Here is a 26,885-nt window from a genome sequence, read left to right as displayed (position 1 = left end):
AAACCCCCCTCACACGAGCACCGGCAGGAAGAGAGGCACGATTGCGGTCGCGGTTACGCCGCCGTAACAGGGCCGAAACCGCCCGGTCCTACGTTGGCAGCATTCGAGCCCACGGAGGCAGCATGACCGAGAACAGCCCGGCCGGCATCCGCACGCGCGACGTCGTCATCGTCGGCGGCGGCCCCGCCGCCCACCGACTCGCAGACAGCCTGCACATGCGCGACGAGGAGCGCACGCTCCGCGTCACGGTGATCGGCGACGAGCCGCACCTGCCGTACGACCGCGTCGCGCTGAGCACCCGGCTCGCCGACGGCGCCGCCGACCTCACGCTGCAGCCGACCGCCATGTGGGACGAGTCGCGCGTGCGGCTCATCACCGGCGAGCGCGTCGACGTGATCGACTCCGCAGCACAGACCGCGACGACCTCGGCCGGCACCGTGGTGCACTGGGACGAGCTGGTGCTCGCGACCGGGTCGAGCGCGCCCGTGCCGCCCATCCCGGGCGCCGAGGGCATCCGCGTCTACCGCACGATCGAAGACGTCGACAACCTCGTCGCAGAGTCGAGGCAGCTCGCCGAGCTGCACGGCCGGCCGACCCGGGTCGTCGTCGCGGGCGGCGGACTGCTCGGCCTCGAGGCTGCGGGCGGGCTCGCCAAGCTCGGCGCGCACGTCGCCGTCGTGCACTCGGGCGGCTGGCTCATGTCGGCGCAGCTCGACGAGGGCGCGGGCCGTGCGCTCGGTCGCATCATCTCGGGCCAGGGCATCGGCCTGCACCTCGGGGCGCGGCCCTCGGCGGTCCGCCTCGACCACGGCGCGGTCACGGCCGTCGAGCTCACGAACGAACGCGTCATCGACGCCGACCTCGTCGTCTTCGCGATCGGCATCAGCCCCCGCGACGAACTCGCCCGCGACGTCGGACTCGAACTCGGCCCGCGCGGCGGCGTCGCGATCGACCGCGCATGCGCGACATCCGCCCCCGGCATCTGGGCGATCGGCGAGGTCGCGAGCTTCGAAGGACGCTGCACCGGCCTCGTGGCCCCGGCGAACGCGATGGCCGAGGTCGTCGCGGATCGCCTGCTCGGCGGCGCGGCGGAGTTCACGACCATCGACGACGCGACCAAGCTGAAGCTCTCGGGCGTCGACGTCGCGAGCTTCGGCGATGCACTCGCTCGCACCGAGCAGGCGCTCGAGATCGTCTACGCCGACCCCGCGCGCGGCCTGTACCAGAAGCTCGTCATGACCGACGACGCGAAGACCCTGCTCGGCGGCATCTTCGTCGGCGATGCCTCGCCGTACGCCTCGCTCCGGCCCATGCTCGGCATGCAGCTCTCGTCGGAACCCGCGGCCTACCTGTCGGCCTCGGGCATGGAAGCCCCCGCAGGCGACGAACTGCCCGCCTCCGCGCTCGTCTGCGCCTGCAACAACGTGGCCGCCGGAACCATCCGCGACGCCGTCAACGGCACCGAGCACGCCGAGGGCTGCACGGACCTCGGCGAACTGAAGGCCTGCACGCGCGCCGGCACCCAGTGCGGCTCGTGCGTGCCGCTCGTGAAGAAGCTGCTCGAGGCCGAGCTCACGAAATCGGGCATCACACCTTCGCGGGCGCTCTGCGAGCACTTCGAGCTGTCGCGCCAGGAGCTCTTCGAATCGATCCGCGTGCTCGAGCTCACCTCGTTCGAGGAGATCATCGCCCGCATCGGCACCGGGCGCGGGTGCGACGTTTGCAAGCCCGTGATCGGGTCGATCCTCGCGACGCAGCACGGCTCGTACATCCTCGACGGCGGCCGCGGCGGCCTGCAGGACACGAACGACCGGGCCATGGCGAACATGCAGAAGGACGGCACCTACTCGGTCGTGCCACGCATCCCCGCCGGCGAGATCACCCCCGACAAGCTCGCCGTCATCGCCCAGGTCGCGACCGACTACGGTCTCTACACGAAGATCACGGGCGGCCAGCGCATCGACCTGTTCGGTGCGCGACTCGACCAGCTGCCCGACATTTGGAAGCGCCTCGTCGACGCCGGATTCGAGTCCGGCCAGGCCTACGGCAAGGCGCTCCGCAACGTGAAGAGCTGCGTCGGGTCGACCTGGTGCCGCTACGGCGTGCAGGACTCCGTCGCGATGGCCGTGCAGCTCGAGCTCCGCTACCGCGGCCTGCGATCGCCGCACAAGCTCAAGTTCGGCGTCTCGGGCTGTGCGCGCGAGTGCGCCGAGGCCCGTGGCAAGGACGTCGGCGTGATCGCCACCGACCAGGGCTGGAACATGTACGTCGGCGGCAACGGCGGATTCCAGCCGGCTCACGCCCAACTGCTCGCGAGCGACCTCGACGACGAGACCCTGCTGAAGTACATCGACCGGTACATCATGTACTACGTGCGCACCGCCGACCGGCTGCAGCGCACGGCCCGCTGGATCGAGGACATCGAGGGCGGCCTCGACCACGTGCGCGACGTCGTCGTGCACGACTCGCTCGGCCTCGCCGAAGAGCTCGAACGCGCGGTCGACCGCCACGTCGACTCCTACGAGGACGAATGGGCCGCCACGCTGGCCGACCCCGAACGCCTGCGTCGCTTCCGCTCGTTCGTGAACGCGCCGAACACGCCGGATCCCTCGGTCGCCCAGGTGCCCGACGGGCGGGGGCAGATGCGACCCGCGACCGCCGCAGAGCGCGAGCGCGGCGAGGCCGTGCTCGTGGCCGGCACGACCATCCCGGTCCGCGGGGTGGACGCGTGACCGGCAGCGCGGTCGACGCCGCTCGAAGTGCCGGAGGCGTCGGCAGCGTCATGCTCGTCGGCGGCGGCCCAGGGCGCGAGGACCTGCTGACGCTCGCCGCGGTGCGCGCCCTGCGCTACGCCGATGTCGTGCTCTACGACCGACTCGCGCCGCACGACCGGCTCGACGAGCTCGCGCCGGGCGCGTTGCTCGTCGACGTCGGCAAACGCCCCGGACACCACGCGATCCCGCAGTCCGAGATCGAGGCGCTGCTCGTCGAGCACGCCCTCTCGGGCTCCCGGGTCGTGCGACTGAAGGGCGGCGACCCGTACGTGCTCGGCCGCGGCGGCGAGGAGGTGCTCGCGTGCCACAAGGCCGGCGTTCCGGTCGAGGTGATCCCCGGAGTCACGAGCGCGATCTCGGTGCCGGGCGCCGCCGGCATCCCGCTGACGCATCGCGGCGTCAGCCACCTGTTCACGGTCGTGTCCGGACACCAGCCGCTCACGGCATCCGAACTCGAGCACCTCGCCGGGCTCGGCGGCACGATCGTCGTGCTCATGGGCGTCAACACGCTGCCCTCGCTCACCGCCGGCCTCGCCAGAGCAGGCATGACCGAGCGGATGCCGGTGGCGATCGTCGAGCGCGGCTTCTCGTCCGAGCAGCGCACGACCATCGGCGAACTGGCCGACATCGTGACGACCGCGGGTCGTGCGAGAGTGGCGTCGCCCGCCGTCGTCGTGATCGGCGAGGTGGTGCGCCTCGCGCACGACGGCGACCAGAGCGCGGCCGAGCTCATGGAGCGCGCGGCCGGATTCGCGGCGGTGGCCGGATGACCGACCTGCTCGAACTCCCACCCGGGTTCCGGGTCGACCAGCTCGTGGGCTTCCGCATCGGCGTCACGAGCGACCGGCGTTCGGCCGACCTCATCGACGCGCTCGCGCGTCGTGGCGCGACCGTGGTGCACGCGCCGACGCTGCGCATGACGAACGCCCTCTCCGACGACCCGGTGATCGCCGACACCCGGGCGATCATCGCCGCACGGCCGGAGGTGCTGCTCGCGACGACCGCGTACGGGGTCCGGCGCTGGTTCGAGGTGGCGGATGCCGCGGGGCTCGGCGAGGACCTGCTCGACGCACTCGCCGACACCGCGATCCTCGTTCGGGGGCCGAAGGCCCGCGGAGGCATCCGTGCCGCCGGATTGAACGACGTGGGCATGAGCGCAGAGGAGACCACCGAGTCGCTCATCGACCACGTGCTCGAGCACTACTCGGCCGGGCTCACCGTCGCCGTGCAGTTGCACGGGTTCCTCGAGGCGTCGCAGCTGCAGCGCCTGAGCGATGCGCACGACCGTGTGCTCACCGTCGCCCCGTACCGCTGGGTCGAGGTCGACAAGGCCGACGACCGTGTCGAGCGGCTCATCGAGGCCGCCTGCACGGGCGGGCTCGACGCGATCACGTTCACGAGCGCGCCCGCCGTGCACGCGCTCTTCGGCGCCGCCGAGGAACTCGGTCGGCACGACGACCTCGTCGACGCGATGTGCGGGCCGGTCGTCGCGGCGGCCGTCGGCCCGGTGACGGCACTGCCCCTCATCGCGGCGGGCATCACTCCGGTGCAGCCCGACCGGTTCCGCATGGGCGCGCTGATCCGGCTCGTGTGCGAGCACCTCGAGACCAACCGCGTCATCCGCCTCGAGACCGCGCACGGCCCGCTCGCGATCCGCGGCAACGTCGTCGACGTCGCCGATCGCAGGGTTGCGCTCGCCCCCGTGGCCCTCACGATCCTGCGGACGCTCGTGCTCGCGCGCGGCTCCGTGGTCGCCCGCGACCGCCTCGCCGCCGGGCTGCCCGGAACGAGCGACGAGCACGCGCTCGAGGTCGCCCTGAGCCGGCTGCGGCAGACGATCGGCGTGCCCGGGCTCATCGCCACGGTCGTGAAGCGCGGGTACCGCATCGACGTGTGACCACCGCCTCACACCCCCTCCCGCTCCGGGTGAGCAGGTGGAGACGCAGGGTTTACGACCGGACCGAATCGCGGAAACACGACCTCAATAGCTTCGAGTCGAAGGCTCCACCACGTGATCGACACCTCGGAGGCACCCATGACCCAGACCACGAGCAGCGCTCCCCCGGCCGCCACGACCAGTCCGGCGGTCGGTGCGCCGGCCACGACCGACGCACCGCCGCTGGCCTTCCGTCCGAGCCGGTGGATCGACGGCTGGGATCCCGAGAACACCGCGCAGTGGGAGTCGCAGGGTCGCGCGATCGCACGACGCAACCTGAACTGGTCGATCTTCGCCGAGTTCCTCGGCTTCGTGGTCTGGCAGCTGTGGTCGATCGTCGCCGTCTCGCTGCCGGCGGCCGGGTTCGACCTCTCGACCGGCGAGATCTTCTGGCTCATCTCGATCCCGAGCCTCGTCGGCGCCACGCTGCGCATCCCCTACTCGTTCCTGGTGCCGAAGTTCGGCGGCCGCAACTGGACGATCATCTCGGCCGCGCTGCTGCTCCTGCCGACCACCGCGATGGTCGTGTGCGTCTCCAACCCCGAGACCCCGTTCCCGGTGCTCCTGGCCGCGGCGGCGCTCGCGGGCTTCGGCGGCGGCAACTTCGCGAGCTCGATGTCGAACATCACGTTCTTCTACCCGCAGCGCGAGAAGGGCTGGGCGCTCGGCCTGAACGCCGCCGGCGGCAACCTCGGTGCCGCGGTCGCGCAGTTCGTGGTCCCGATCGTCATCACGATCGGCGCTGGGGCGACCCTGAACCTCCCGGTCGCCGGCTGGATCTGGATCCCGTTCATCCTGGTCGCGATGCTCGGCGCCGCCCGCTACATGAACAACCTCTCGAACGCGAAGGCCGACTTCACGGGCTCGGCGGCCGCGCTCAAGGAACCGCACCTCTGGCTCCTCTCGCTGCTCTACATCGGCACGTTCGGCTCGTTCATCGGCTTCGCGAGCGTGTTCCCGAAGCTCATCGCCGACCAGTTCCCCGAGTTCTCGACCATCGCCGTCGGCGGCGCGTCGGTCTCGCTCGCGTTCCTCGGCGCGCTCGTCGGCTCGCTCGCCCGTCCCTACGGCGGCCGGCTCTCCGACCGGTTCGGCGGCGCTCGCATCACGATGACCGCCTTCGCGGCGATGGCGCTCATCACGGTCGCCGTGCTCCTCACCCTGCCCCTCGGCAACTTCTGGCTCTTCCTCGGCCTGTTCCTGCTGCTGTTCGCCTCGGCCGGCATCGGCAACGGCTCGACCTACCGCATGGTGCCCGTCGTGTTCGCCGTGCGCGGCGGCGGCACGGGCGACGTGTCCACCCAGCGCAAGGCCGCCGCCGCGTTGGGACTCATCTCCGCGATCGGCGCCTACGGCGGCTTCCTGATCCCCCAGGCGCTGAACCTCTCGTTCCAGTCGACCGGCGGCTACGGCGCGGCGTTCGCAGGCTTCATCGCGGCGTACGTCGTGCTGCTCGTGCTCACCTGGGCCGTCTACGTCCGCTCCGGCCGCCTCAGCGCCCACAAGATCTGAAACGAGACGCATTGACCCACTCCGCCGACACGCACTGCCCGTACTGCGCCCTGCAGTGCGCGATGACCCTGACCCCGACGGATGCCGCGGCGCACGCCACGCACGAGGCCACGGCGCCGGTCGTGGTCGCCGGCCGCGACTTCCCGACGAACCGGGGCGGGCTGTGCAAGAAGGGGTGGACCTCGGCGGAGCTCCTGCGTGCTCCGTCCCGCCTCGGCGCCCCGCTCGTGCGGGGCGCCGACGGCGTGCTGCACGAGACCTCGTGGGACGAGGCGCTCGACGTGGTCGCGGCGTCGCTGCGCGGCATCCGCTCATCGCACGGTGCCGACGCGGTCGGCGTGTTCGGAGGCGGCGGGCTCACGAACGAGAAGTCGTACCTGCTCGGCAAGTTCGCGCGGCTCGCGCTCGGCACGAGCCGCATCGACTACAACGGCCGCTACTGCATGTCGTCGGCGGCAGCGGCGGGCAATCGGGCGTTCGGGGTCGATCGGGGGCTGCCGTTCCCCCTCGAGGACCTCGACGGGGCGGAGACGATCCTGCTGCTCGGCACGAACCCCGCCGAGACCATGCCGCCGTTCATCGGCCACCTCGCGGGCGCGCAGGCCGCCGGCGGGCTCGTCGTCGTGGATCCGCGTCGCACCGCGACCGCGCGGCTCACCGACGACGGCCGGGGCCTGCACGTGCAGCCCGCCCCCGGCACCGACCTGCCACTGCTGCTCGGCCTCATCCACGTCGTCATCGCCGAACGCCTCGTCGACCTCGAGTACGTCGAGCACCGCACGGTCGGCTTCGACCGGGTGCGCCGGAGCGTCGCCGCCTGGTGGCCCGAGCGCGTGCAGTCGGTCACGGGGGTCGCTGCGCTCACGCTCAAGCGGCTCGCGCGCCGGCTCGCCTCGGGGGGCCGCACGTACGTGCTCACGGGGCGCGGCGTCGAACAGCACGTCGACGGCACCGACACCGCGACCGCGGCGATCAACCTGGCGCTGCTGCTCGGCCTGCCGGGCCGCGCAGGCAGCGGGTACGGCACGCTCACCGGGCAGGGCAACGGACAGGGCGGGCGCGAGCACGGCCAGAAATGCGACCAGCTGCCCGGGTACCGCAAGATCGCCGACCCCGAGGCACGCGCGCACGTCGCCCGGGTCTGGGGTGTCGACCCCGCCGTCCTGCCAGGCCCCGGAGTTCCCGCGATCGAGCTGCTGAAGCTGCTCGGAGCGCCAGGCGGCGTGCGCGCGCTCATGGTGCACGGCTCGAACCTCGTCGTCTCCTCGCCCAACGTCCGCGAGGTGCGCGCCGGCCTCGAGCGGCTCGACCTGCTCGTCGTCTGCGACTTCTTCCTCTCCGAGACGGCGGCGCTCGCCGACGTCGTGCTGCCGATCACGCAGTGGGCCGAGGAGGAGGGCACCATGACCTCGCTCGAGGGCCGCGTCATCCGCCGCCGCCGCGCGATCACCCCGCCGTCGGGCGTGCGCGACGAGCTCTGGATCCTCCACGAGCTCGCCGAGCGCCTCGACTGCACGGCGGCCTTCGACACGGACCCCGAGGCCGTGTTCGAGGAGCTGCGTCTGGCCTCGGAGGGCGGCATCGCCGACTACTCGGGCATCGACTACGAGATGCTCGACCGAGGGGATGCCGCGTACTGGCCCTTCCCGCGGGGCAGCCGCGGCACGCCACGGCTGTTCGCCGACCGCTTCGCACACCCCGACGGGCTGGCGCGCCTCGTGCCCGTGACGGTACGGGAGACGGCACGCCCCGTGCCCGGACACGGTGAGGTCACCCTCGTCACCGGGCGCCTGCTCGAGCACTACCAGAGCGGCGCGCAGACGCGTCGGGTGCCGGAACTGCTCGACGCGCAGCCCGCGGCGGTCGCCTCGATGCATCCGGCCACGGCCCTCCGGCTCGGCATCGACGACGGCGACGAGATCGAGGTCGCCAACCACCGCGGGGTCGTGCGCTGCCGTGCCAGGCACACCCCCGACATCCGCCCCGAAGCGGTCTTCCTGCCTTTCCACTACGGCGACGGGCAGGCCGCGAACCTGCTCACCTCCGACGAGGTCGACCCGATCTCGTCGATGCCCGAGTTCAAGACGAACGTGGTCCGGGTGCGCCGGATCTCGCCCGCCGAGGTCGTCGCTCGCGCCGAAGAGACCGGAGTGCCCGCATGACCAGCAGGAACCCTCTGAAGATCGTCCTCGTCGGGTACGGCCCGGTCGGCGCCCGGTTCGTCGAGGAGGTGCTGCCGGGCGTGCAGGCCGGCGCCGTCGAGCTCACGGTTATCGCCGGTGAGGACGTCGAGGCGTACAACCGGGTGCTGGTCGCCGAGTACGCGGTCGGCAACGCCGACCTCGACGGCATGCTCGTGGGCGACCGCATCACCGCCGAGGAGGCCGGCGCTCGCGTGATGCTCGGGGTCGCGGTGACCGCGATCGACCGCGCAGCGCGCACGGTGCGCCTCGACACGGGCGAGCAGCTCGCCTACGACCGGCTCGTGCTCGCGACGGGTGCGCGGGCGAACGTGCCGACGCTGGACGGCGTCGAGCGCCACCGCCGCGACCTCGCCTCGCTCGAGAAGTACGGCCGGCAGCTCGTCGCCCGCGACGACGCGCTTCCGGCGGGCATCACGGCGCTCCGCGACCTCGCCGACGCCGAGCGCGTGCTCGAGGCGGTGCGCGAACGACGCCGCATCATCGTGCTCGGCGCGGGCGTGCTCGGGCTCGAACTCGCCCTCGCCGCAGCCCACGCGGGGGCGCAGGTCTGCGTCGTGCACCACGGACCGCACCCGATGCCGCGCAACCTCGATCGCGGCGGCGGTCAGGTGCTGCGCTCGGCGCTGCGGCGCACGGGCATCCAGGTGATCGCGCACAGCCGCGCCGAAGCCGTTGCGTTCCGCACCGACGACGAGGGCGTGCGCCGGTTCGACATGCTCGTCACGGCCGACGGCAAGCAACTGCGCGGCGACCTGCTCGTGCTCTCGTGCGGTGTGAGCGCGCGCACCGAGCTCGCGGTGCTCGCCGGGCTCCGGACCGCTGCCGGCATCGTGGTGCACCCGCACCTCGCGTCGTGGACCGATCCGGCGATCTTCGCCATCGGCGACTGCGCCCAGGTCGTCGAGCGCACCGAGGAGCTCGCCGGGCAGCGCACGCTCCCCGGTGCCCCGTCCGGGCTCGTCGGGCCGGGGTGGCGGCAGGCTGCGTGGCTCGCCGCCTCGTTCCTCGCGGAGGCGGCGGAGCGCGAGCACGACGTCGCCACGCCGGTCGAACGCGACGCGCTCGTGATGCTGAAGGCCGAGCACATCGACGTCGTCGCCGTCGGCGACATCTCGGGCGATCCGTGGGACGACGACGGCCTGCACCCGCGCCGGCGGATCGCGCAGTGGGCCGACCCCGAGCACCTCCGCTACGTGAAGATGGTCACCGAAGACGGCGTGCTCACGGGCTTCGTGAGCGTCGGGATGCCGCGCACGGCCGCCGAGCTCACGCTCCTGTTCGAGCGGGGCGGCGAACTGCCGGCCGACCGCTCGCTGCTCCTGCGATTCGACGGCCCCGACTACGACCCGGCAGCCGACGCCGACGCCTTCGCGCCGACGACGACGGTGTGCTGGTGCAATGCCGTCACCGTCGGCCGCATCGAGGAGTCCGCGGCGTGCGGCAACACGACCGTCGAGTGCGTCGGCCGCGACACCAGGGCCGGCACCGGCTGCGGCGGCTGCCGGTCGCGCATCGCGGAGGTGCTCGCGCGCGTCGCCGACGCCGACGGCACGCCGACGCTCGCGGCCTGAACGACACGGCTGCGGATGCCGCGGCGCACGCGTGCTCGATGACGCCGCGCCGCGGCATCCGTCGTTCGCAGGAGCGACCGAAGGCGCGGCAGGCGCAGCCGGCGCCGATGCCCCTTCCCCGGGCGCCCGGGCGCCCACGCCTCGACGACGCGGCCCGCCGAAGTCGGTACGCCGATCAGGCGTAGTGGCGTCGTTCGGCCTCCACCGCGGCGTATCGGTCGAGCACGACCTCGACGAGCGCGTGCGGCACGGGCCGGCCAGGCGCGATGAGCGGCTCCGCGATGATCTCCGCGTCGACCGCGGCCGCGGCGTCGTAGAAGGTGCCCGGCGCGAGCAGGTAGGCGGCGACGGCGATCCGCGTGCCCGGGTGCACCTCGCGGATCATCTCGATCGCGTCGGGCAGGCGCGGGATGGCCGCGGCGATGAACCCGACCGTGACCGGGCGTCCGAGGCGGTGGCCGAGCCGTCTCGCGGTCTCGAAGCACTCGCGCACCGCGCGCGGGTCGTTCGAGCCGGCGGCGGCGAGCAGCACCGCGTCGCCCTCGTCGAGTCCCGCTTCGTCGAGCCGCTCGGCGAGGATGGCGACCAGGCGGTCGTCGGGTCCGAGCTCGGCGGCGAGGCGCACGCCGCCGCCGATGCGCTCGAGGCCGAACGCGAGCCCCGTACGCACGTGGTAGCCGGCCGAGAGCGTGAGCGGCACGATGACCGCGTCGACGCTGCCTGCTGCGGCGACGGCTGCGGCGATGTCGGCGCTCTTGGCGTCGACGAACTCGATGGCAACGTCGAGTTCGGGTTCTGCGGTCGCGACCCGGTCGACCAGGCGCATCACGGCCTTTCGGTTGGCCGTGGACGGCGAGCCGTGCGTGGCCGCGATCAGGCGCAGCGGCGGAGCGGCGTCGGAGTCCGACAGGGGGTCATCGTCACTCGGCCCGGCCATCGACATCCCGCGCTTTCCGGCGGGTATTCGCTGTGCACCGCCGGTATCGACGCTATAAACGGCGTGTTTCGCGACGCGCACCCGACTGTTTCGGGCGCGTGAAGAAGACCTCACGCGACCCGGCACGGCGCGCGAACGCCCAGGCGCGGGGTGCGCCGTCGTCAGCCGCCCACGGTCAGTCGTCGAGCAGCTCGGGCCGCACGCGGCGCGTGCGCTCGACCTGCTGCTCGCGGCGCCAGGCGGCGACCGCGCCGTGGTTGCCCGAGAGCAGCACGGGCGGCACCTCGAGGCCGCGCCAGACGGCGGGCTTGGTGTAGCTCGGGTACTCGAGCAGGCCGTCTTCGTGCGACTCCTCGACGAGGCTCTCGGGATTGCCGACCACGCCTGGCACCAGACGCCCGGCGGCCTCGATCATGGCCATGACGGCGACCTCGCCGCCGTTCAGCACGTAGTCGCCGAGGCTGATCAGGCGCACCCGCATGCGCCCCTCGTAGTGGTCGGTCACGCGCTGGTCGATGCCCTCGTAGCGTCCGCAGGCGAACACGAGGTGCCGCTCGGCGGCCAACTCGCGGGCCACCGCCTGCGTGAACGGCTCGCCCGCAGGCGACGGCACGACGAGGAGCGCCTCGGATGCCTCGGGGCCGACGATCGAGTCGATCGCCTCGCCCCAAGGCTCGGGCTTCATCACCATGCCGGCGCCGCCGCCGTACGGGGTGTCGTCGACCGTGCGGTGACGGTCGTGCGTGAACGAACGCAGGTCGTGCGCCTCGACCTCGATGATCCCGGCCTGCCTGGCCTTGCCGAGCAGGGAGATGTCGAGCACCGAGAAGAACTCGGGGAAGATCGTGACGATGTCGATGCGCACGGCGGCCGGCCTACTCGGCGGACGCGTCGGCGTCGGCCGAACCGGCCCCGCCCGCGGCATCCGTCGCGGAGGTCTCGGTCGCTTCGTCGTCGGCGATCTCCTCGAAGAGACCGGACGGCGGCGTGACCGTGACGACGCCCGCCGCCACGTCGACCTCGGGCACGATCGCCTGCACGAACGGCACCATGACCTCGCCGGTCGGCGTCTTCACGATGAGGAGGTCCTGCGCCGGGAAGTGGTCGACGCGGACGACCTTGCCGACCTCGACGCCATCGCGGTGGACCGCGAGGCCCACGAGCTGGTGGTCGTACCAGGCGTCGGGTTCGGCCTCTTCGAGGTCGACGTTCTCGACCCAGAGGATCGCCTTCAGCAGCGCCTCGGCGGCCGTGCGGTCGTCGACGCCCTCGAAGAAGGCGACCGGCATGCCGTTGTACCACCGGAGGTCGCGCAGCACGAGGTGCTTGCCGTGCCACGGGGAGTCCGTGGGGACCTGCAGCGAGAACTCGGCCCCCGGCACGAAGCGCCGCTCGGGGTCGTCGGTGTAGAGCTCGACCTTGATCGCGCCCTTCAGGCCGTGCGCCTTGGTGAGGCGACCGACCCGCAGTTGGGTCCTGGGTGCGTCGGCCACGTCAGTCGTCGGTGTCGACGACGTCGACGCGAACGCGGCGTCCGTCGGCGAGCGCGGTGACGAGCGTGCGGAGCGCCTTCGCGGTGCGACCTGCGCGGCCGATGACGCGACCGAGGTCCTCGGGGTTCACATGAACCTCGAGGACCTCGCCACGTGCGCTCGACGCGGAGACGACCTTCACGTCGTCAGGGTGATCGACGATCCCCTTGACGAGGTGTTCGAGCGCGGACTGGAGCAAGACTTACGCCTCGTCCGTCGACGCGTCAGCAGCGACCTCGGCCTCTTCGGCCTTCGGCGCGGGCTTCTCCGACTTGGGCTTCAGCACCGGCTTCTTCTTGTCGTCGGCGACGAAGGCCGCCTTCGGCTCGGCGACCTTGACGGTCGAGACCGCGTTCTTGTCGCCCTTGAACTTGCCCCAGTCGCCGGTCAGCTTGAGGATGGCCTCGACCTGCTCGGTCGGCTGCGCGCCGACGGAGAGCCAGTACTGGGCACGCTCGGAGTCGACCTCGATGAACGAGGGGCTCTCGGTGGGGTGGTACTTGCCGATCTCCTCGATCACGCGACCGTCGCGCTTGGTGCGCGAGTCGGCGACGACGATGCGGTAGTACGGCGCACGGATCTTGCCGAGGCGCTTGAGACGAATCTTGACAGCCACAATTCTCCTGAAATGTTGTGAGTTGGGTGAACTGACAGCCGTGAGCGTGGGGTGCACACTCGGCGGAAGCTCTGAGTGGCTCTGCGCGCCGGATAGAGGGTCGGGCGCAACAGAACTCGACTGACCATTCTTGCAGATTACGCCCAAGAAGGATAATCGCCGGGTCTGCATGTCATGATGGGCCGACGGTGCCGGATGCGCCGTGCGAAAGGGGCAGGCATGCCGATCGAGTTCGCCCGATCCCCCCGATCGACCGTCGGTATCGAGTGGGAGATCGCCATCGTCGATCGCACGACCGGTGAACTCGCCTCGGTCGGCGACCGCGTGCTCGAGGTGCTGCACGCCCGGAGCGAGGGCGGGCGGCATCCGTCGATCACCGAGGAGATGCTCACCAACACGGTCGAGCTCGTGAGCGGCGTGCACGAGCGTGTCGCCGACGCCGTGGCCGACCTGCAGGGGCAGCTCGACGAGGTGCGCGCGGTGGTCGACGAGCTGGGCGAGTACGAGCTCATCTGCAGCGGCTCGCACCCGTTCAGCCAGTGGTACGACCAGCACCTCACCGACAAGCCCCGGTACCACAAGCTCGTCGACCGCACCCGCTGGTGGGGCCGCAACATGATGATCTGGGGCGTGCACGTGCACGTGGGCATCGAGGACCGGGCCAAGGCCCTGCCGATCCTCGACGGCCTGCTCGCCTACCTGCCGCACCTGCAGGCGCTCTCGGCGTCGAGCCCGTTCTGGGCGGGCGTCGACACGGGCTACGCGTCGAACCGCGCGCTCATGTTCCAGCAGCTGCCGACGGCAGGCCTGCCGTACCCCCTCGCCGACTGGGCGGCGTACGAGCGCTACGTCGACGACCTCGTTCGCACGGGCGTCATCGAGGACTACACCGAGGTGCGCTGGGACATCCGCCCCTCGGCGAAGTGGGGCACGGTCGAGGTGCGCGTCTGCGACGGGGTCTCGACCGCCGACGAACTGGCCGCGATCGGAGCCCTCGTGCAGTGCCTCGTCGAGTGGATGTCGACGCGTCTCGACGACGGCCAGACCCTCACGGTGCTGCAGCCCTGGTACGTGCGCGAGAACAAGTGGCGCGCTGCGCGCTACGGGCTCGACGCCGAGATCATCACGGATGTCGCGGGCACCGAGCGCCTCGTCTCCGACGACCTGCGCGATCTCGTCACCACCCTCGTGCCCGTCGCCGAGCGGCTCGGGTGCGCGAGCGAGTTGCAGCTCGTGCGAGGCATCCTCGACGGCGGAGGCAGCTACCGTCGCCAGATCGCGGTCGCCGAGGCGAACGACGGCGACCTGACCGCGGTCGTCGCCCACCTCGCGCGCGAGCTGCGCGGCGACGAGCGATCGCAGCGGACGGATGCCGAGGCATCCGCCCGCTGAATCGAACCGCCCGCGCAAGCGGGCGTGACGGTCAGGCCGACGGGACCGGCGCGTCGGGGATCGCGCGTGTGCGGATGAGCTCCGCGTACCAGAGCGCGGAGTCCTTCGGCAGGCGTTCGAAGGTGTCGTAGTCGACGCGCACGATGCCGAAGCGCTTGGAGTAGCCGTAGCCCCACTCGAAGTTGTCCATCAGCGACCACACCTGGTAGCCCCGCAGGTCGACGCCGCGCTCGATGGCCCGGTGGGCGGCCGTGAAGTGCCGGCGCAGGTAGTCGGTGCGCTCGACGTCGTGCACGGCCGGGCCGTCGGGGCCGTCGACCACGGCGTCGGCGAAGGCCGCACCGTTCTCGGTGACCATGAGCGGCAGCCCGGGGTAGGCCTCGTGGAGCGAGACGAGGAGGTCCTCGAGGCCCGACGGGTCGATGTTCCAGCCCATGTCGGTGTACGGGCCGGGCTGCTCGAGGAACTCGACCTGCCCGGAGCCGGGCCACGCGGTGCCGCCCATGTCCTTGTGCCCGTCGGCGTTGACGCGGGGGCTCTCGCCGTCCCACATGCGCACGGTGACGGTCGAGTAGTAGTTCACGCCGAGCAGGCTGATGGGCTGGCGGATGAGCTCGGTGTCGCCGGGCTTCACGAACGCCCAGTCGGTCACGTCGGCCGTGTCGGCGATGACGTCGGCCGGGTACTCGCCGTCGAGGAGCGGACCGAGGAACACCCGGTTGGCGAGTCCGTCGATGCGGCGCGCGGCCTCGGCACCGGTGGGCCCGGACGGGCGGATGACGTGCAGGTTGAGCGTGATCGAGTAGCCCGGGTCGTTCGTGACGACCTCGCGCAGGGCCTTGATCGCGAGGCCGTGCGCGAGGTTCAGGTGGTGCACGGCCGCGAGCGCCTTCGCGCCGTCCATGAGCCCGGGCGCGTGCGCCCCGGAGCCGTAGCCGAGGTACGACGAGCACCAGGGCTCGTTCAGGGTGGTCCAGACGTCGACGCGGTCTCCGAGGCGCTCGCCCAGGATGCGCGCGTAGTCCGCGAACGCCTCGGCCGTGGCGCGGTTCGTCCAGCCGCCCTCGTCTTCGAGCGCCTGCGGGAGGTCCCAGTGGTAGAGCGTCGCGATGGGACGGATGCCGCGGGCGATGAGCCCGTCGACGAGGCGCTCGTAGAACGCGAGTCCGGCCTCGTTGGCCGGCCCGCGCCCGGTGGGCTGGATGCGCGGCCATGCGATCGAGAAGCGGTACGCCTCGAGGCCGAGTCGCACCATGAGGTCCAGATCCTCGTCGAGGCGGTGGTAGTGGTCGCATGCGCGGTCGCCGGTGTCGCCGTTCCAGACCTTGCCCGGAGTGTGGCTGAACGTGTCCCAGATGGACGGGCCGCGCCCGTCTTCGGTGACGGCGCCCTCGATCTGATAGGAGGCCGTGGCCGATCCGAAGAGGAACTCGGGGCCGAAGGCGAGGCCCGAGTCGCGGTAGTCGACGTTGCCCTGCGACACGTGTTGTCCTCCCGTTCGAGACGGCGCGACGCGGTTGCGCGGCGCCGGATCCACCTTATCGGCTCGGCGGAACGAGGCCTCGCCCGATGACGTCGCCGAGGCCGATGCCCCGGTCACCGGAGACGACTGTCCGGTATTGGTCAGGAACACTGTCTCATTGCCGATCCATAGCCTAGAGTTCCGTGTGAACGTGCCGACCCGAGCACGGATCACCTGCACTGAAGGACCCGAAATGAAACGTTCACGCGTCGTCGTCGCCGCAATCGCGGCGGCAGGCTCCGCTGCCGCAGTCCTCGCACTCGGCATCTCCCCCGCAGCCGCGGCAACCCCTCCCGGCAACCAGTACTTCCTGACGAACGGCACCACCGGCGGCGCCGCCGACATCGCCTTCGCCTACGGCCGCGCCGACGATGTCGTGCACGTCGGCGACTGGAACGGCGACGGCACTGACACCCTCGGCGTCCGCCGCGGCAACCAGTACTACCTCACCAACAGCACCACGGGCGGCTCGGCCGACCTCAGCTTCGCCTACGGCAAGGCCGGCGACGTCGTGCTCGTCGGCGACTGGAACGGCGACGGCACCGACACCCTCGGCGTCCGCCGCGGCAACCAGTACTTCCTGACGAACGGCACGAAGGGCGGCACCGCCGACATCACGTTCGCTTACGGCAAGGCCGGCGACGTCGTGCTCGTCGGCGACTGGAACGGCGACGGCACCGACACCCTCGGCGTGCGTCGCGGAAGCCAGTACTTCCTCACCAACGGCACCACCGGCGGTGCAGCGGACATCACCTTCGCGTACGGCAAGGCGGCAGACGTCGTGCTCATCGGCGACTGGAACGGCGACGGCACCAACACCCTCGGCGTCCGCCGCGCCAGCCAGTACTTCCTCACGAACGGCACCACGGGCGGCTCGGCCGACATCAGCTTCGCCTACGGCAAGGCCGACGACGTCGTCCTCGTCGGCGACTGGAACGGCGACGGCACCGACACCCTCGGCATCCGCCGACCCGCAGTCGTGCGCGCCACCATCCCCGCGGCATCGGCAGGCCAGGAATGGAGCGTCTTCAACGTGCCCGGCACGGTCAAGCCCACGCTCTACAAGTCGACCAACGCCACGGCGGACTGCGTATGGGTGACGGCCGACGCCGCCGATCAGGAGATCGGCTACGGCTTCGGCTACGGCGCCGGTCACTCGGCCTACGTCCAGATCGGCTCGGACGCCAGGTACTTCTACGAGAAGCCCATGTGCGGCACCTGGACCGAGGCGCTGCCCTATGACACCAAGACGCTGGCGACGTCGGTCGGCAACGGTCAGTACCGCGTCGGCATCGACATGGCGACCGGCATCTACCAGACGACGGTCCCCGCAGGCAGCGGCATCGACGGCTGCTACGTGTCGTCGATCGCGGACTTCCGCGGCGTCGACGCGACCAGCATCCTCGACAACTACCGCGGTTCGGCCGGCGAGACGCTCCGTTGGGCCGTCCTGCCCGAGGAGGCCGGCTTCGAGACCGACGGCTGCGGCACGTGGACGAAGGTCGGCGAACTCGACGAGCTCGCAGACGCACCCGCGGCGCGCTCGAGCAGCCCGGCGGTGCCCAACGTGCGCGGCACCACGCCCGTGCAGCCCCGCCACTCGGCGGACATGGAGCCGTTCATCGGCTGATCCAGTCGCATGAGCGCGGAACGGCCCCGGTCCCCACAGGACCGGGGCCGTTCTGCGTCTCTCCAACGCCCGCGCCGTCCCGCAGTCGGACTCCCGTCCCGGCGTAGGGTGAGGGGATGCAGCACCGGGAACACGTCCTCGACGCACCCGACCTCCGCGCCGAGCTCCTGCCGGGCCGCGGAACCAACGGCGGATACTCCCTCGTCGTCGACGGCGTCACGCAGTCGCACGTGAACCCCGCAGACCCTCGCGACCTGCAACTCGAGTACACGCGTTTCGTCGCTGCGATCGCCGACGGATGCCGCGAGCAGGCCGAACCCGTTCGGGTGCTGCACCTCGGCGCAGGCGCGCTGACCCTTGCCAGGTACCTCGGCGCGACGCGCCCGGCATCCGTGCATCACGTGGTCGAACTGCACCGAGCGCTTCTGGAGTTCGTGCTCGACACGCTTCCCGTCGACCCGGCCGTGCCCATCACGTTCGAGTTCGACGACGCCCGCACGGCCGTCGAACGCGCTGTGAGCCACGGTGCCGAGTTCGACCTCGTCATCGCCGACCTCTTCAGCGGCAGCCGCACGCCCGAGCACCTCTCGACCGAGGAGTTCTTCGACGACCTCGGCCGGTTGCTCTCCCCCGGTGGCGTGCTCATCGTGAACACCATCGCGACCGCGGGACTCGGGGTCTCACGCGAAGTCGGTGCGACCCTGCTCGAGGTCTTCGCCGAAGTACTCGCACTCACCTCCCCCACCGTCGTGGCCGACGCCGGGCTCGGCAACGTCGTGTACGCGGCTTCACACGACGAGCTGCCCCGACGCCGTATCCGTCGGCGCATCGATCAGACGCACCGGCGCATCGAACTGCTCGAGGGGGCGCCGCTCGCCGCCTACGTCGGGCAGGCGCGCACGCTGCGCGATGACCAGGCCGATGTCCAGGTGCAGCGGGACTGAGCTCGGAGTGTGCGGACGGCGGGCGCAGGACTCGAGGACGCTTGCCGGGTTTCGTTCCGTTCTGCTCCGTTCGGCTCCGTTCCGCACCGGCGAGCGGGTGCAGTAGGTTCGCTCTGGACGTGCACCCGAGCACGAGCCTCTGAAGGAGCCCTGCATGCAGCGACGTCGCGCGCGCGCCGTGATCGGAACCGTCGGCATCGTCGCGGTCGACCTGGCCCTCAGCCTGACTGCGGGTGGTATCGCCCCCGCTGTCGCGGCCGACGGCCCCGGTAACCAGTACTTCCTGACGAACGGCACCACCGGCGGTGCCGCGGACCTCACGTTCACGTACGGACGCGCCGACGACGTCGTGCAGATCGGCGACTGGAACGGCGACGGCACCGACACCCTCGGCGTCCGCCGCGGCAACCAGTACCTCCTCACGAACGACACCAAGGGCGGCACCGCGGACCTCACGTTCGCGTACGGTCGCGCCGGCGACGTTGTGCTGGTCGGCGACTGGAACGGCGACGGCACCGACACCCTCGGCGTCCGCCGCGACAACCAGTACTACCTCACCAACGGCACCACCGGCGGTGCAGCCGACATCAGCTTCGCCTACGGCAAGCCCGGCGACGTCGTGCTCGTCGGCGACTGGAACGGCGACGGCACCGACACCCTCGGCGTGCGCCGCGGAAGCCAGTACTTCCTCACCAACGGCACCACCGGCGGTGCAGCGGACATCAGCTTCGCCTACGGCAAGCTCGGCGACGTCGTGCTCGTCGGCGATTGGAACGGCGACGGCACGAACACGCTCGGCGTCCGCCGCGGAAGCAGCTACCACCTGACCAACGGCACCAAGGGCGGCGCCGCAGACCTCGGCTTCGTCTATGGACGGGCCGACGACGTCGTGCTCGTCGGCGACTGGAACGGCGACGGCACCGACACCCTCGGCATCCGCCGGCCCGTGGAGATCCGTTCGAAGATCCCTGCGATGCCGCCCGGCGTCGAACGGAAGACCTATGCGGTGCCCTCAGAGGTCAAGCCCGGCCTCTACCGAAGCCTCGACGTGCGATGGTCCGATTGCGCATGGTCGACCGTCTTCTCGGACGGCTGGGTGGATACGCACACCTTCGCCATGGGCAGTACCGAAGGCGACCCGACGTACGTCCAGATCGGCCCTCAGGCCATCCGCTTCACGCAGATCGCCTACCCCCAGGCCGACGGCACCATTCCGCACTGCGGCGGGTGGACCGAGGCGCTCCCGACCGATCCGGTCGCGATCCGCTCGTCGGGCGGGAACGGCGCGTACCGCCTGGGGATCGACGTGAATCCAGGTACGTACCGGTTCGCCGCCGGCAGGCCGTGCAGGGTCGAAGTGGTGCGTGACTTCGAGGCTTGGCCGATCGGCATGGACAACCGAAGCGCGATCGCCGCATGGGACGTGAGCAGTTACAGCGACACGACCCTCGTGCTGAAGCACACCTACGGCGGCGTCGCCGCACGCGGGTACATCTTCTCCGAGAACTGCAGCTGGGTTCGGGTCTGAGGGGTCGCTCGGGCCGCGAACTGCGGGCCCGAGCGGCCGCCCGGATCAGCGCCCGAGCAGCTTCTGCATCGTCGCGAGGTCCTCGGCCGACGGGGTCGGCGCGGCGCCGCCCTTCGCGCCGAGCCCGAGGCCGAAGCCCGAACCGGCGGGTGCTGCGGCGCCGGGCGTGAGCGGACGGCCCTCGGCGATGGCCTGGTTCTCGGTCGCACGCTTCGCGGGGTTGCCCGAACGCGAACCGCCCGACTTCTTCTTGTTCTTGGCCGCCTGGCGCTTGCCGCCGCCGTGGGCGCCGCCGCCCGGCATGGGCCCCATGCCCGGGATCTGCGGCATGCCGCCGCGCGCGACGGTCTTCATCATCTTCGCGGCCTGCTCGAAGCGCTGCACGAGCTGGTTGACGTCGGTGACGGTCATGCCGGCACCGCGCGCGATGCGCAGGCGGCGCGAACCATTCAGGAGCTTCGTGTTCTTGCGCTCGGCCGGGGTCATCGACTGGATGATCGCCTCGGTGCGCACGATCTCGCGCTCGTCGAAGTTCTCGAGCTGCTGCTTCATGCCGCCCGCACCGGGGAGCATGCCGAGCATCTTCTTGATCGAGCCCGCACCGCGCAGCTGCTGCATCTGGGCGAGGAAGTCCTCGAGCGTGAACTGCTCGGTCGCGAGCTTCTCGGCGACCTTCAGCGCCTCTTCTTCGTCGAAGGCCTGCTGGGCCTGCTCGATGAGCGTGAGGATGTCGCCGAGGTCGAGGATGCGGCTGGCCATGCGGTCGGGGTGGAACGCCTCGAAGTCGTCGAGGCCCTCACCCGTCGAGGCGAAGATGATCGGGCGGCCGGTGACCGACGCGACCGAGAGGGCGGCACCGCCGCGTGCGTCGCCGTCGAGCTTGGAGAGCACGACGCCGGTGAAGTCGACGCCCTCCTGGAAGGCCTTGGCGGTGGTCACCGCGTCTTGGCCGATCATCGCGTCGATGACGAAGAGCACCTCGTCGGGGTCGGTGGCCTTGCGGATGTTCGCAGCCTGCTTCATCATCTCGGCGTCGACGCCGAGGCGTCCGGCGGTGTCGATGATGACGACGTCGTGCTGGGCACGGCGGGCCTGGTCGACTCCGGCCTTCGCGACCTTCACGGGGTCGCCGACACCGTTGCCGGGCTCGGGCGCGAAGACGGGCACGCCCGCCTGCTGCCCGACGACCTGCAGCTGGTTCACGGCGTTCGGGCGCTGCAGGTCGCTCGCGACGAGCAGCGGCGTATGGCCCTCTTTCACGAGGTGCTTCGCGAGCTTGCCCGCGAGGGTGGTCTTTCCGGCGCCCTGGAGGCCTGCGAGCATGATGACGGTCGGCGGGTTCTTGGCGAACTGCAGGCGGCGCTGCTGGCCGCCGAGGATCGCGACGAGCTCCTCGTTGACGATCTGCACGACCTGCTGCGCCGGGTTCAGCGCCTTGTTGACCTCGTCGCCCAGCGCGCGCTCGCGCACGTGGGAGGTGAACTGCTTGACCACGTCGAGCGAGACGTCGGCGTCGAGCAGCGCCCGACGGATCTCGCGGACGGTGCCGTCGACGTCGGCGGCAGAGAGCTTGCCCTTGGTGCGGAGATTCTTGAAGGTCTCGGCGAGGCGGTCAGACAGGTTTCCGAAGGTAGCCATGGTGCTTCGATTCTAAGCGACCCCGGATGCCTCGCCGCGCCGACGTGGGAACGGTGCGGTCAGCCCTCGAACCGCACGTCGCCGATGTCGCGGCCGACGTCGACCGTCGCGATGAGGCGCTCGTCGGTCTCGTCGGGGGCGAGCGCGTACTCGAATTCGGCGAACGCCTCGCCCTCGCCGAACAGCTCGGGCCGCAGGTCGACGCGCACGAGCGACATCGAGCGCAGCGCGTCGATCTGTCGGTCGCCCGAGTCGCGGCCGATCGCGTCGTCGATCTCGTCGGCGATCTCGGAATCCGGGTCGAGCAGTGCGTTCAGGAACTTCACGACCGGCGAGCTGCCCGAATCGAGCTGCCCGACGAACGCGTTGCGCACCTCGTCGTCGGCGAACTCGAGCTCGCTCACGAGGGCCGCCGCGGCATCCAGCGCGGGCTTCGGAACCTCATCGTCTTCGGTCTCGAGGACGACCTCGACGCGCTGGTCGGCGTACTCGATCATCTCGGACCAGTAGTCGCCGACGATGCCGAAGTAGTCGTGTTCGGTGGCCATGCGCCGCCCTCCCTGTCGTGGCGCCGGCGTCAGCCGACGAGTTTCTGCGCGAAGACGTGGGGCGTGAAGCCCGTGAGGTCGTTGATGCCCTCGCCCTGGCCGATGAGCTTGATCGGCAGGCCGGTCTTCTCCTGCACGGCGAGCACGAAGCCGCCCTTGGCGCTGCCGTCGAGCTTGGTGAGCACGAGCCCGGTGACGCCGCCGTGCTCGATGAACGCCTCGGCCTGCGCGAGCCCGTTCTGCCCGGTGGTCGCATCGAGCACGAGCAGAACCTCGCTGATCGGCGCCTGCTTCTCGACGACGCGGCGGATCTTGCCGAGCTCGTCCATGAGCCCGCCCTTGGTGTGCAGGCGGCCCGCGGTGTCGATGATGACGATCTCGATGCCCTCGCGCTTGGCGCGGTCGACGGTCTGGAAGGCGACGGATGCCGGGTCCTGACCCTCGCGCTCGGGGCGCACGATCTCGACGCCCGCCCGCCCCGCCCACGTCGCGAGCTGGTCGACGGCCGCCGCACGGAATGTGTCGGCCGCGCCGACCACGACCGTGCGGTCGAACGTACGGAGGAACCTCGCGAACTTGCCGATCGTCGTGGTCTTGCCGACGCCGTTCACGCCGACGACGAGCACGACCGCGGGCCGCTCGGTGAGCTTCAGCGTGGGGTCGTACTTCGCGAGCCGCTCCTCGACGATCTCGCGGAGCATCCGCTGCACGTCCTTCGGATCGGTCGTCTTGTACCGGTCGACCTGCGCCTTGATCGTGTCGACGATCTCTTCGGTGACGGCCGGCCCGAAGTCGGCGCGGATGAGCGCGGCCTCGAGGTCGTCCCAGGTGTCCTCGTCGATGGTCTTCGCGCCGAAGACCCCGCGGAGGGCCGCGCCGAGCGACCACGATGCACGTTCTGCCATGGGTCAAGCCTACGGGCCGGGCCGCACGCCGCGCGCCCGGTCAGCTGGCGGCGGCCACCGGCTGCTCCTCGCGCACCCGCTGGCCGACGACCGCCGAGACCCCGTCCTGGCGCATCGAGACGCCGTACAGCGCATCGGCGATCTCCATCGTGCGCTTCTGGTGCGTGATCACGATGAGCTGGCTGTCGGCGCGGAGGTCCTCCATCGTCGTGAGCAGGCGACCGAGGTTCGCGTCGTCGAGCGCGGCCTCGACCTCGTCCATGATGTAGAACGGGCTCGGCCTGGCCTTGAAGATCGCCATGAGCAGGGCGACGGCGGCGAGCGAGCGTTCGCCGCCCGACAGCAGCGACAGGCGCTCGATCTTCTTGCCGGCGGGACGCACCGAGACCTCGATGCCGGTGGTGAGCATGTCGTCGGGGTCGGTGAGCATGATGCTGCCGGTGCCGCCCGGGAAGAGCACGGGGAACACCTTCGAGAAGGCCTCCTGCGTGTCGTCGAAGGCGTCGCGGAAGATCGTCGACATCTTTCCGTCGATCTCCTCGATGATCGTGAGCAGGTCCCTGCGCGTGTTCGCGAGGTCGGTGAGCTGCTCGGTGAGGAAGAGGTGGCGCTGCTCGAGCGCCGCGAACTCCTCGAGCGCGAGCGGGTTCACGCGTCCGAGCTGCGAGAGCTTTCGCTCGGCCGCGGCGTAGCGACGCTGCTGCTCCTCGCGTCGGTACGGGCGGGGTTCCGCTTCGGGGTCGTCGGGGTCGTCGGCCGGGATCGGCACGTCGGGGCCGTACTCGGCGACGAGCACGTCCTCCTCGAGCCCGAGCTCGGACTCGGCGCGTTCGACCAGGCTGCCGACCTGCAGCTTCTTCTCGTAGATGCGCAGCTCGAGGCCGTGCACGTCTTCGGTGACGGCGTGCAGGCGCTCGCGCACGCTGCTCTCGTCCCGTCGCAGCGCCTGGAGCTCCTCGTTGCGGGCCGAGCGCTCCGCCTCGGCACGGCCGAGCGCGAGCCCTGCCTCGGCGACCGAGGCGTCGACCGACGCGAGCGCCGCCGGCAGCCATGCGGCGACCTTCGTCGCCGCCTCGAGCTGGGAGCGACGCACCACTGCGCGGCGCGCTGCCTCGGCCGCGGCGCGTCGTTCGGCGTCGTGCTGCGCCTGCATCGCCCGGATGCGCGCTTCCTCGGCGCGCACGCGCTCGCGTGCGGTCTCGAGTCGCAGCTTGGCCTCGACCTCCGCCTCGCGGGCGCGCTCGAGGGCCGCGGATGCCGCATCGCGGGCACTCGGGTCCAGCACCGGCCGCGGCACCGACCTCGCTTCCTCGAGGGCGCCCTTCGCCGTCGCCGCGGCCGCCTCTGCCGCCGCAACGCGTTCCTCGGCGTTCGCGGACGCGGCGCGCAGGCGCTCGGAGTCGGCCTCGGCGGCCTCGGCCTGCACACGCGCACGGTTGAGTCGCTCGGTGCGCTGGGCGAGCTGCGCGTCGAACTCCCGCAGCGCGGTCAGCGCGTGCTTCGCGGCCTCCTTCGCGCGGGCATGCAGCTCGCGCTGCTCGCCGAGCTCTGCTCGACGACGCTCGATCTCGCTTCGGACCTCGTCGAGGCGGGCCGCGGCACGGTCGCGCTCGGCGAGCAGTTCGATGCGGCTCTGCTTGCGGCCGGTGCCGCCCCGCACGACGAAGCGGCCGACGACCGTGCCGTCGCGCGTGATCACGGTCGGCGGCACGGCCCTCGACGCGAGCGCGGACTCGACCTCGCGGACCGCCGCGAGGTCGTCGGCGATGAACACCTCGGCGAGCAGGCCCAGTACTCCCGCGGGTGCGGTGACCACATCGGATGCCGCGACGAACCCGTCGGGCAGCGGCTCGACGTCGTCGCGGGCGCCGCCGACGGGCTCGGCCAGCACGAGTGCCACGCGACCGAGGTCACCCTGCTCGACGTGCGCGAGGGCGCGATGCGCCGCGCCGAGGTCGTCGACGAGCACGGCATCGCTCAGCGAACCGAGGGCCGCGGAGATCGCGGCCTCGAAGCCCGGCCGCACCTGCATGGACTCGGCGAGCAGGCCCCGCACGCCCGTGAGGGCGGCGCCGGCGACCGCGGCGGATCCGTCGCGCTGGTCCAGTGCGAGCGAGAGCGCCTGCGTGCGCGCGGAGAGCGCGCCATGCTCGCGTTCCCGCTCGTGCAACTCCTCGCGCAGCCGCTCGATCTCGGACTCCGCCTCGAACACCGCGGACTGGGCCAGCTCGTACGCCTCGTCGAGATCGGTCTCGGCGGACTGCTCGATCTCGGCCTCGGCCTGCGCCTCGGCGAGCGTCGCAGCGGCCTGCTCGCGGCGCCCTGCGGAGGCCTCGAGCGCGTTCGCGTGGCGCAGCACCTCACCGCGCACGGCGGCGAGCTTCGAGGCCTCGGAATCGGCTTGACCCGACAGCTTCGAGAGCGCGAGGTCGTACGCCTGCACCTCGGCGCTGCGCCGTGAGATCTCGAGGTCGACGGCATCGAGCGCGGAACGGGCGTCGTGCGTCACGTGCTGGGCCTCGTCGAGCGCGGATGCCGCGACGTCGATGCTCTCGCGGATCTCGTCGAGCTCGACGAGCGCGTCGTCGATCATCGACCTGGTGACGGTGGGCGCGGTGTCGGACGCGTCGTCGGCGACGGAGAGCAGCGCGATGCGCTGGTTGGCCAGCGAGTCGAGCGAGCGGAGCGCGGTGCGGGCCTGCTCGAGCGCGAAGTTCGTGGCGCGGGCCGTGTCGACGTCGTCGCCGAGATGCGACTGCTCGAGGGCCGTCACGCGGGCCTGCCGCTGCTCGAGCTGGTCCTGCAGCACGAGTCGCTCGGCGTGCCGCTGCTGTTCGGTGGCTCCGTGGTCCTCGAGCGCGCGGCGCAGGCCGATGACGTCGTCGGCGAGCAGTCGGGCGCGGGCGTCGCGCACGACGGCGGCGATGGTCGCGGCTTCGCGGGCGACCTCGGCCTGGCGACCGAGGGGCTTCAGCTGACGCCGGATCTCGCCGGCGAGGTCGGAGAGTCGCGTGAGGTTCGCCTGCATCGCGTCGAGCTTGCGGAGCGTCTTCTCCTTGCGACGCCGGTGCTTCAGGATGCCGGCGGCCTCCTCGATGAAGCCGCGGCGGTCTTCGGGCGTCGCCCGGAGCACGGCGTCGAGCTGGCCCTGGCCGACGATGACGTGCATCTCGCGTCCGAGCCCCGAGTCGGAGAGGAGTTCCTGAACGTCGAGCAGCCGGCAGGTCTCGCCGTTGATGGCGTACTCGCTCGACCCGTTGCGGAACAGCGTGCGCGAGATCGAGACCTCGCTGTACTCGATGGGCAGCGCGCCGTCGGAGTTGTCGATCGTGAGGCTGACCTCGGCTCGGCCGAGCGGCCCGCGGGTCGAGGTGCCCGCGAAGATGACGTCCTCCATCTTGCCGCCGCGGAGGGTCTTCGCGCCCTGCTCGCCCATGACCCAGGCGAGCGCGTCGACGACGTTCGACTTGCCGGAGCCGTTGGGGCCGACGATGCAGGTGACGCCCTGCTCGAATGCGAAGGTCGTCGGCTGGGCGAAGGACTTGAAGCCCTTCAGCGTCAGGCTCTTGAGGTACACGGCCCACCCTTCCGACTTGCGAGAGCGCTGCGACGAGCGTAGTCGAGGTCGGCGGATGCACCGGACTCCCCCGCCGTCTGCGGCGGCATCCTGCGCGGACCCGTGCAGACCCGGTTGCC

General features: G+C 71.3%; 20 protein-coding genes. 10 read left to right on the top strand and 10 right to left on the bottom strand.

From position 1 onward, the window contains the following. Positions 1-122: 122 nt before the first annotated feature. The 6 genes from nirB (at position 123) to BM342_RS09545 (ending at position 9,997) form a co-directional block, all read left to right on the top strand. A complete protein-coding gene (gene nirB / locus BM342_RS09570) occupies positions 123-2,732 on the top strand; it encodes a nitrite reductase large subunit NirB (protein ID WP_092965159.1) in 2,610 nt (869 codons plus the stop codon). Further along, positions 2,729-3,544, top strand: coding sequence for a uroporphyrinogen-III C-methyltransferase (gene cobA / locus BM342_RS09565; protein ID WP_369823126.1), 816 nt, complete (start codon positions 2,729-2,731; stop codon positions 3,542-3,544). The genes nirB and cobA overlap by 4 nt, the downstream gene beginning before the upstream one ends. Beyond that, positions 3,541-4,671 carry a uroporphyrinogen-III synthase gene (locus tag BM342_RS09560; protein WP_092965157.1) on the top strand — a complete coding sequence of 377 codons (1,131 nt, stop codon included), beginning with the start codon at positions 3,541-3,543 and terminating at the stop codon, positions 4,669-4,671. The genes cobA and BM342_RS09560 overlap by 4 nt, the downstream gene beginning before the upstream one ends. Before the next feature lie 138 nt (positions 4,672-4,809). Beyond that, the gene (locus tag BM342_RS09555; RefSeq protein ID WP_092966759.1) at positions 4,810-6,222 is read left to right on the top strand and encodes an MFS transporter; all 1,413 of its coding nucleotides are present in this window, start codon (positions 4,810-4,812) and stop codon (positions 6,220-6,222) included. 11 nt (positions 6,223-6,233) lie between these two features. Continuing rightward, positions 6,234-8,384: a molybdopterin oxidoreductase family protein gene (locus tag BM342_RS09550; protein WP_092965155.1), complete on the top strand. Its 2,151-nt coding sequence runs from the start codon at positions 6,234-6,236 to the stop codon at positions 8,382-8,384. Further along, a complete protein-coding gene (locus tag BM342_RS09545; RefSeq protein WP_092965153.1) occupies positions 8,381-9,997 on the top strand; it encodes an FAD-dependent oxidoreductase in 1,617 nt (538 codons plus the stop codon). Before BM342_RS09550 ends, BM342_RS09545 begins: the two co-directional genes overlap by 4 nt. Positions 9,998-10,172: 175 nt before the next feature. Here BM342_RS09545 and BM342_RS09540 read toward each other — a convergent pair whose 3' ends face one another. The 5 genes from BM342_RS09540 to rpsP all read right to left on the bottom strand — a co-directional run bounded on the left by BM342_RS09540 (position 10,173) and on the right by rpsP (position 13,082). After that, positions 10,173-10,934, bottom strand: coding sequence for a sirohydrochlorin chelatase (locus BM342_RS09540; protein ID WP_177232118.1), 762 nt, complete (start codon positions 10,932-10,934; stop codon positions 10,173-10,175). Positions 10,935-11,109: 175 nt separating this feature from the next. Continuing rightward, complete coding sequence (gene trmD / locus BM342_RS09535; RefSeq protein WP_092965149.1) at positions 11,110-11,799, bottom strand: tRNA (guanosine(37)-N1)-methyltransferase TrmD; 690 nt, start codon at positions 11,797-11,799, stop codon at positions 11,110-11,112. 10 nt (positions 11,800-11,809) lie between these two features. After that, positions 11,810-12,427 carry a ribosome maturation factor RimM gene (gene rimM / locus BM342_RS09530; protein WP_255368645.1) on the bottom strand — a complete coding sequence of 206 codons (618 nt, stop codon included), beginning with the start codon at positions 12,425-12,427 and terminating at the stop codon, positions 11,810-11,812. A gap of 1 nt (position 12,428) precedes the next feature. After that, complete coding sequence (locus BM342_RS09525) at positions 12,429-12,665, bottom strand: RNA-binding protein (protein WP_056651189.1); 237 nt, start codon at positions 12,663-12,665, stop codon at positions 12,429-12,431. A gap of 3 nt (positions 12,666-12,668) precedes the next feature. After that, positions 12,669-13,082 (bottom strand): 30S ribosomal protein S16, encoded by a 414-nt coding sequence (rpsP, locus tag BM342_RS09520; protein WP_092965147.1) that lies wholly within the window; start codon positions 13,080-13,082, stop codon positions 12,669-12,671. Between the two features lie 219 nt (positions 13,083-13,301). Between rpsP and BM342_RS09515 the strand changes: the two genes are divergently transcribed. After that, complete coding sequence (locus BM342_RS09515; RefSeq protein WP_092965145.1) at positions 13,302-14,474, top strand: glutamate--cysteine ligase; 1,173 nt, start codon at positions 13,302-13,304, stop codon at positions 14,472-14,474. A gap of 31 nt (positions 14,475-14,505) precedes the next feature. On the opposite strand, the gene BM342_RS09510 is transcribed toward BM342_RS09515, so the two are convergent. Beyond that, a complete protein-coding gene (locus tag BM342_RS09510) occupies positions 14,506-15,957 on the bottom strand; it encodes a GH1 family beta-glucosidase (RefSeq protein WP_255368644.1) in 1,452 nt (483 codons plus the stop codon). Positions 15,958-16,189: 232 nt separating this feature from the next. On the opposite strand from BM342_RS09510, the gene BM342_RS09505 reads away from it, so the two are divergent. The 3 genes from BM342_RS09505 (at position 16,190) to BM342_RS09495 (ending at position 20,098) form a co-directional block, all read left to right on the top strand. Further along, complete coding sequence (locus tag BM342_RS09505; RefSeq protein ID WP_143109806.1) at positions 16,190-17,626, top strand: hypothetical protein; 1,437 nt, start codon at positions 16,190-16,192, stop codon at positions 17,624-17,626. Positions 17,627-17,742: 116 nt separating this feature from the next. Beyond that, entirely contained in the window at positions 17,743-18,570 is an 828-nt protein-coding gene (locus BM342_RS09500; RefSeq protein ID WP_092965141.1) for a spermidine synthase, read from the top strand. 154 nt (positions 18,571-18,724) lie between these two features. Continuing rightward, positions 18,725-20,098, top strand: coding sequence for an autotransporter outer membrane beta-barrel domain-containing protein (locus tag BM342_RS09495; RefSeq protein WP_092965139.1), 1,374 nt, complete (start codon positions 18,725-18,727; stop codon positions 20,096-20,098). A gap of 45 nt (positions 20,099-20,143) precedes the next feature. Here the strand turns inward: BM342_RS09495 and ffh are convergent, their stop codons facing one another. The 4 genes from ffh to smc are packed head-to-tail and all read right to left on the bottom strand — an operon-like array spanning position 20,144 to position 26,766. After that, positions 20,144-21,736, bottom strand: a complete 1,593-nt coding sequence (ffh, locus tag BM342_RS09490; protein ID WP_092965137.1) for a signal recognition particle protein — start codon at positions 21,734-21,736, stop codon at positions 20,144-20,146. A gap of 59 nt (positions 21,737-21,795) precedes the next feature. Further along, on the bottom strand, positions 21,796-22,284 hold the full coding sequence (locus BM342_RS09485) for a DUF2004 domain-containing protein (RefSeq protein WP_092965135.1): 489 nt from the start codon (positions 22,282-22,284) through the stop codon (positions 21,796-21,798). A gap of 29 nt (positions 22,285-22,313) precedes the next feature. Further along, a complete protein-coding gene (gene ftsY / locus BM342_RS09480) occupies positions 22,314-23,189 on the bottom strand; it encodes a signal recognition particle-docking protein FtsY (protein ID WP_092965133.1) in 876 nt (291 codons plus the stop codon). 40 nt (positions 23,190-23,229) lie between these two features. Then, positions 23,230-26,766 (bottom strand): chromosome segregation protein SMC, encoded by a 3,537-nt coding sequence (smc, locus tag BM342_RS09475; RefSeq protein WP_092965131.1) that lies wholly within the window; start codon positions 26,764-26,766, stop codon positions 23,230-23,232. Positions 26,767-26,885 lie beyond the last annotated feature (119 nt).

Source organism: Agromyces sp. CF514, from assembly GCF_900113185.1.
Classification (GTDB): Bacteria; Actinomycetota; Actinomycetes; order Actinomycetales; family Microbacteriaceae; genus Agromyces.
Note: the sequence above shows the minus strand (reverse complement) of the source record. Positions and strands in the feature narration are given on the sequence as shown.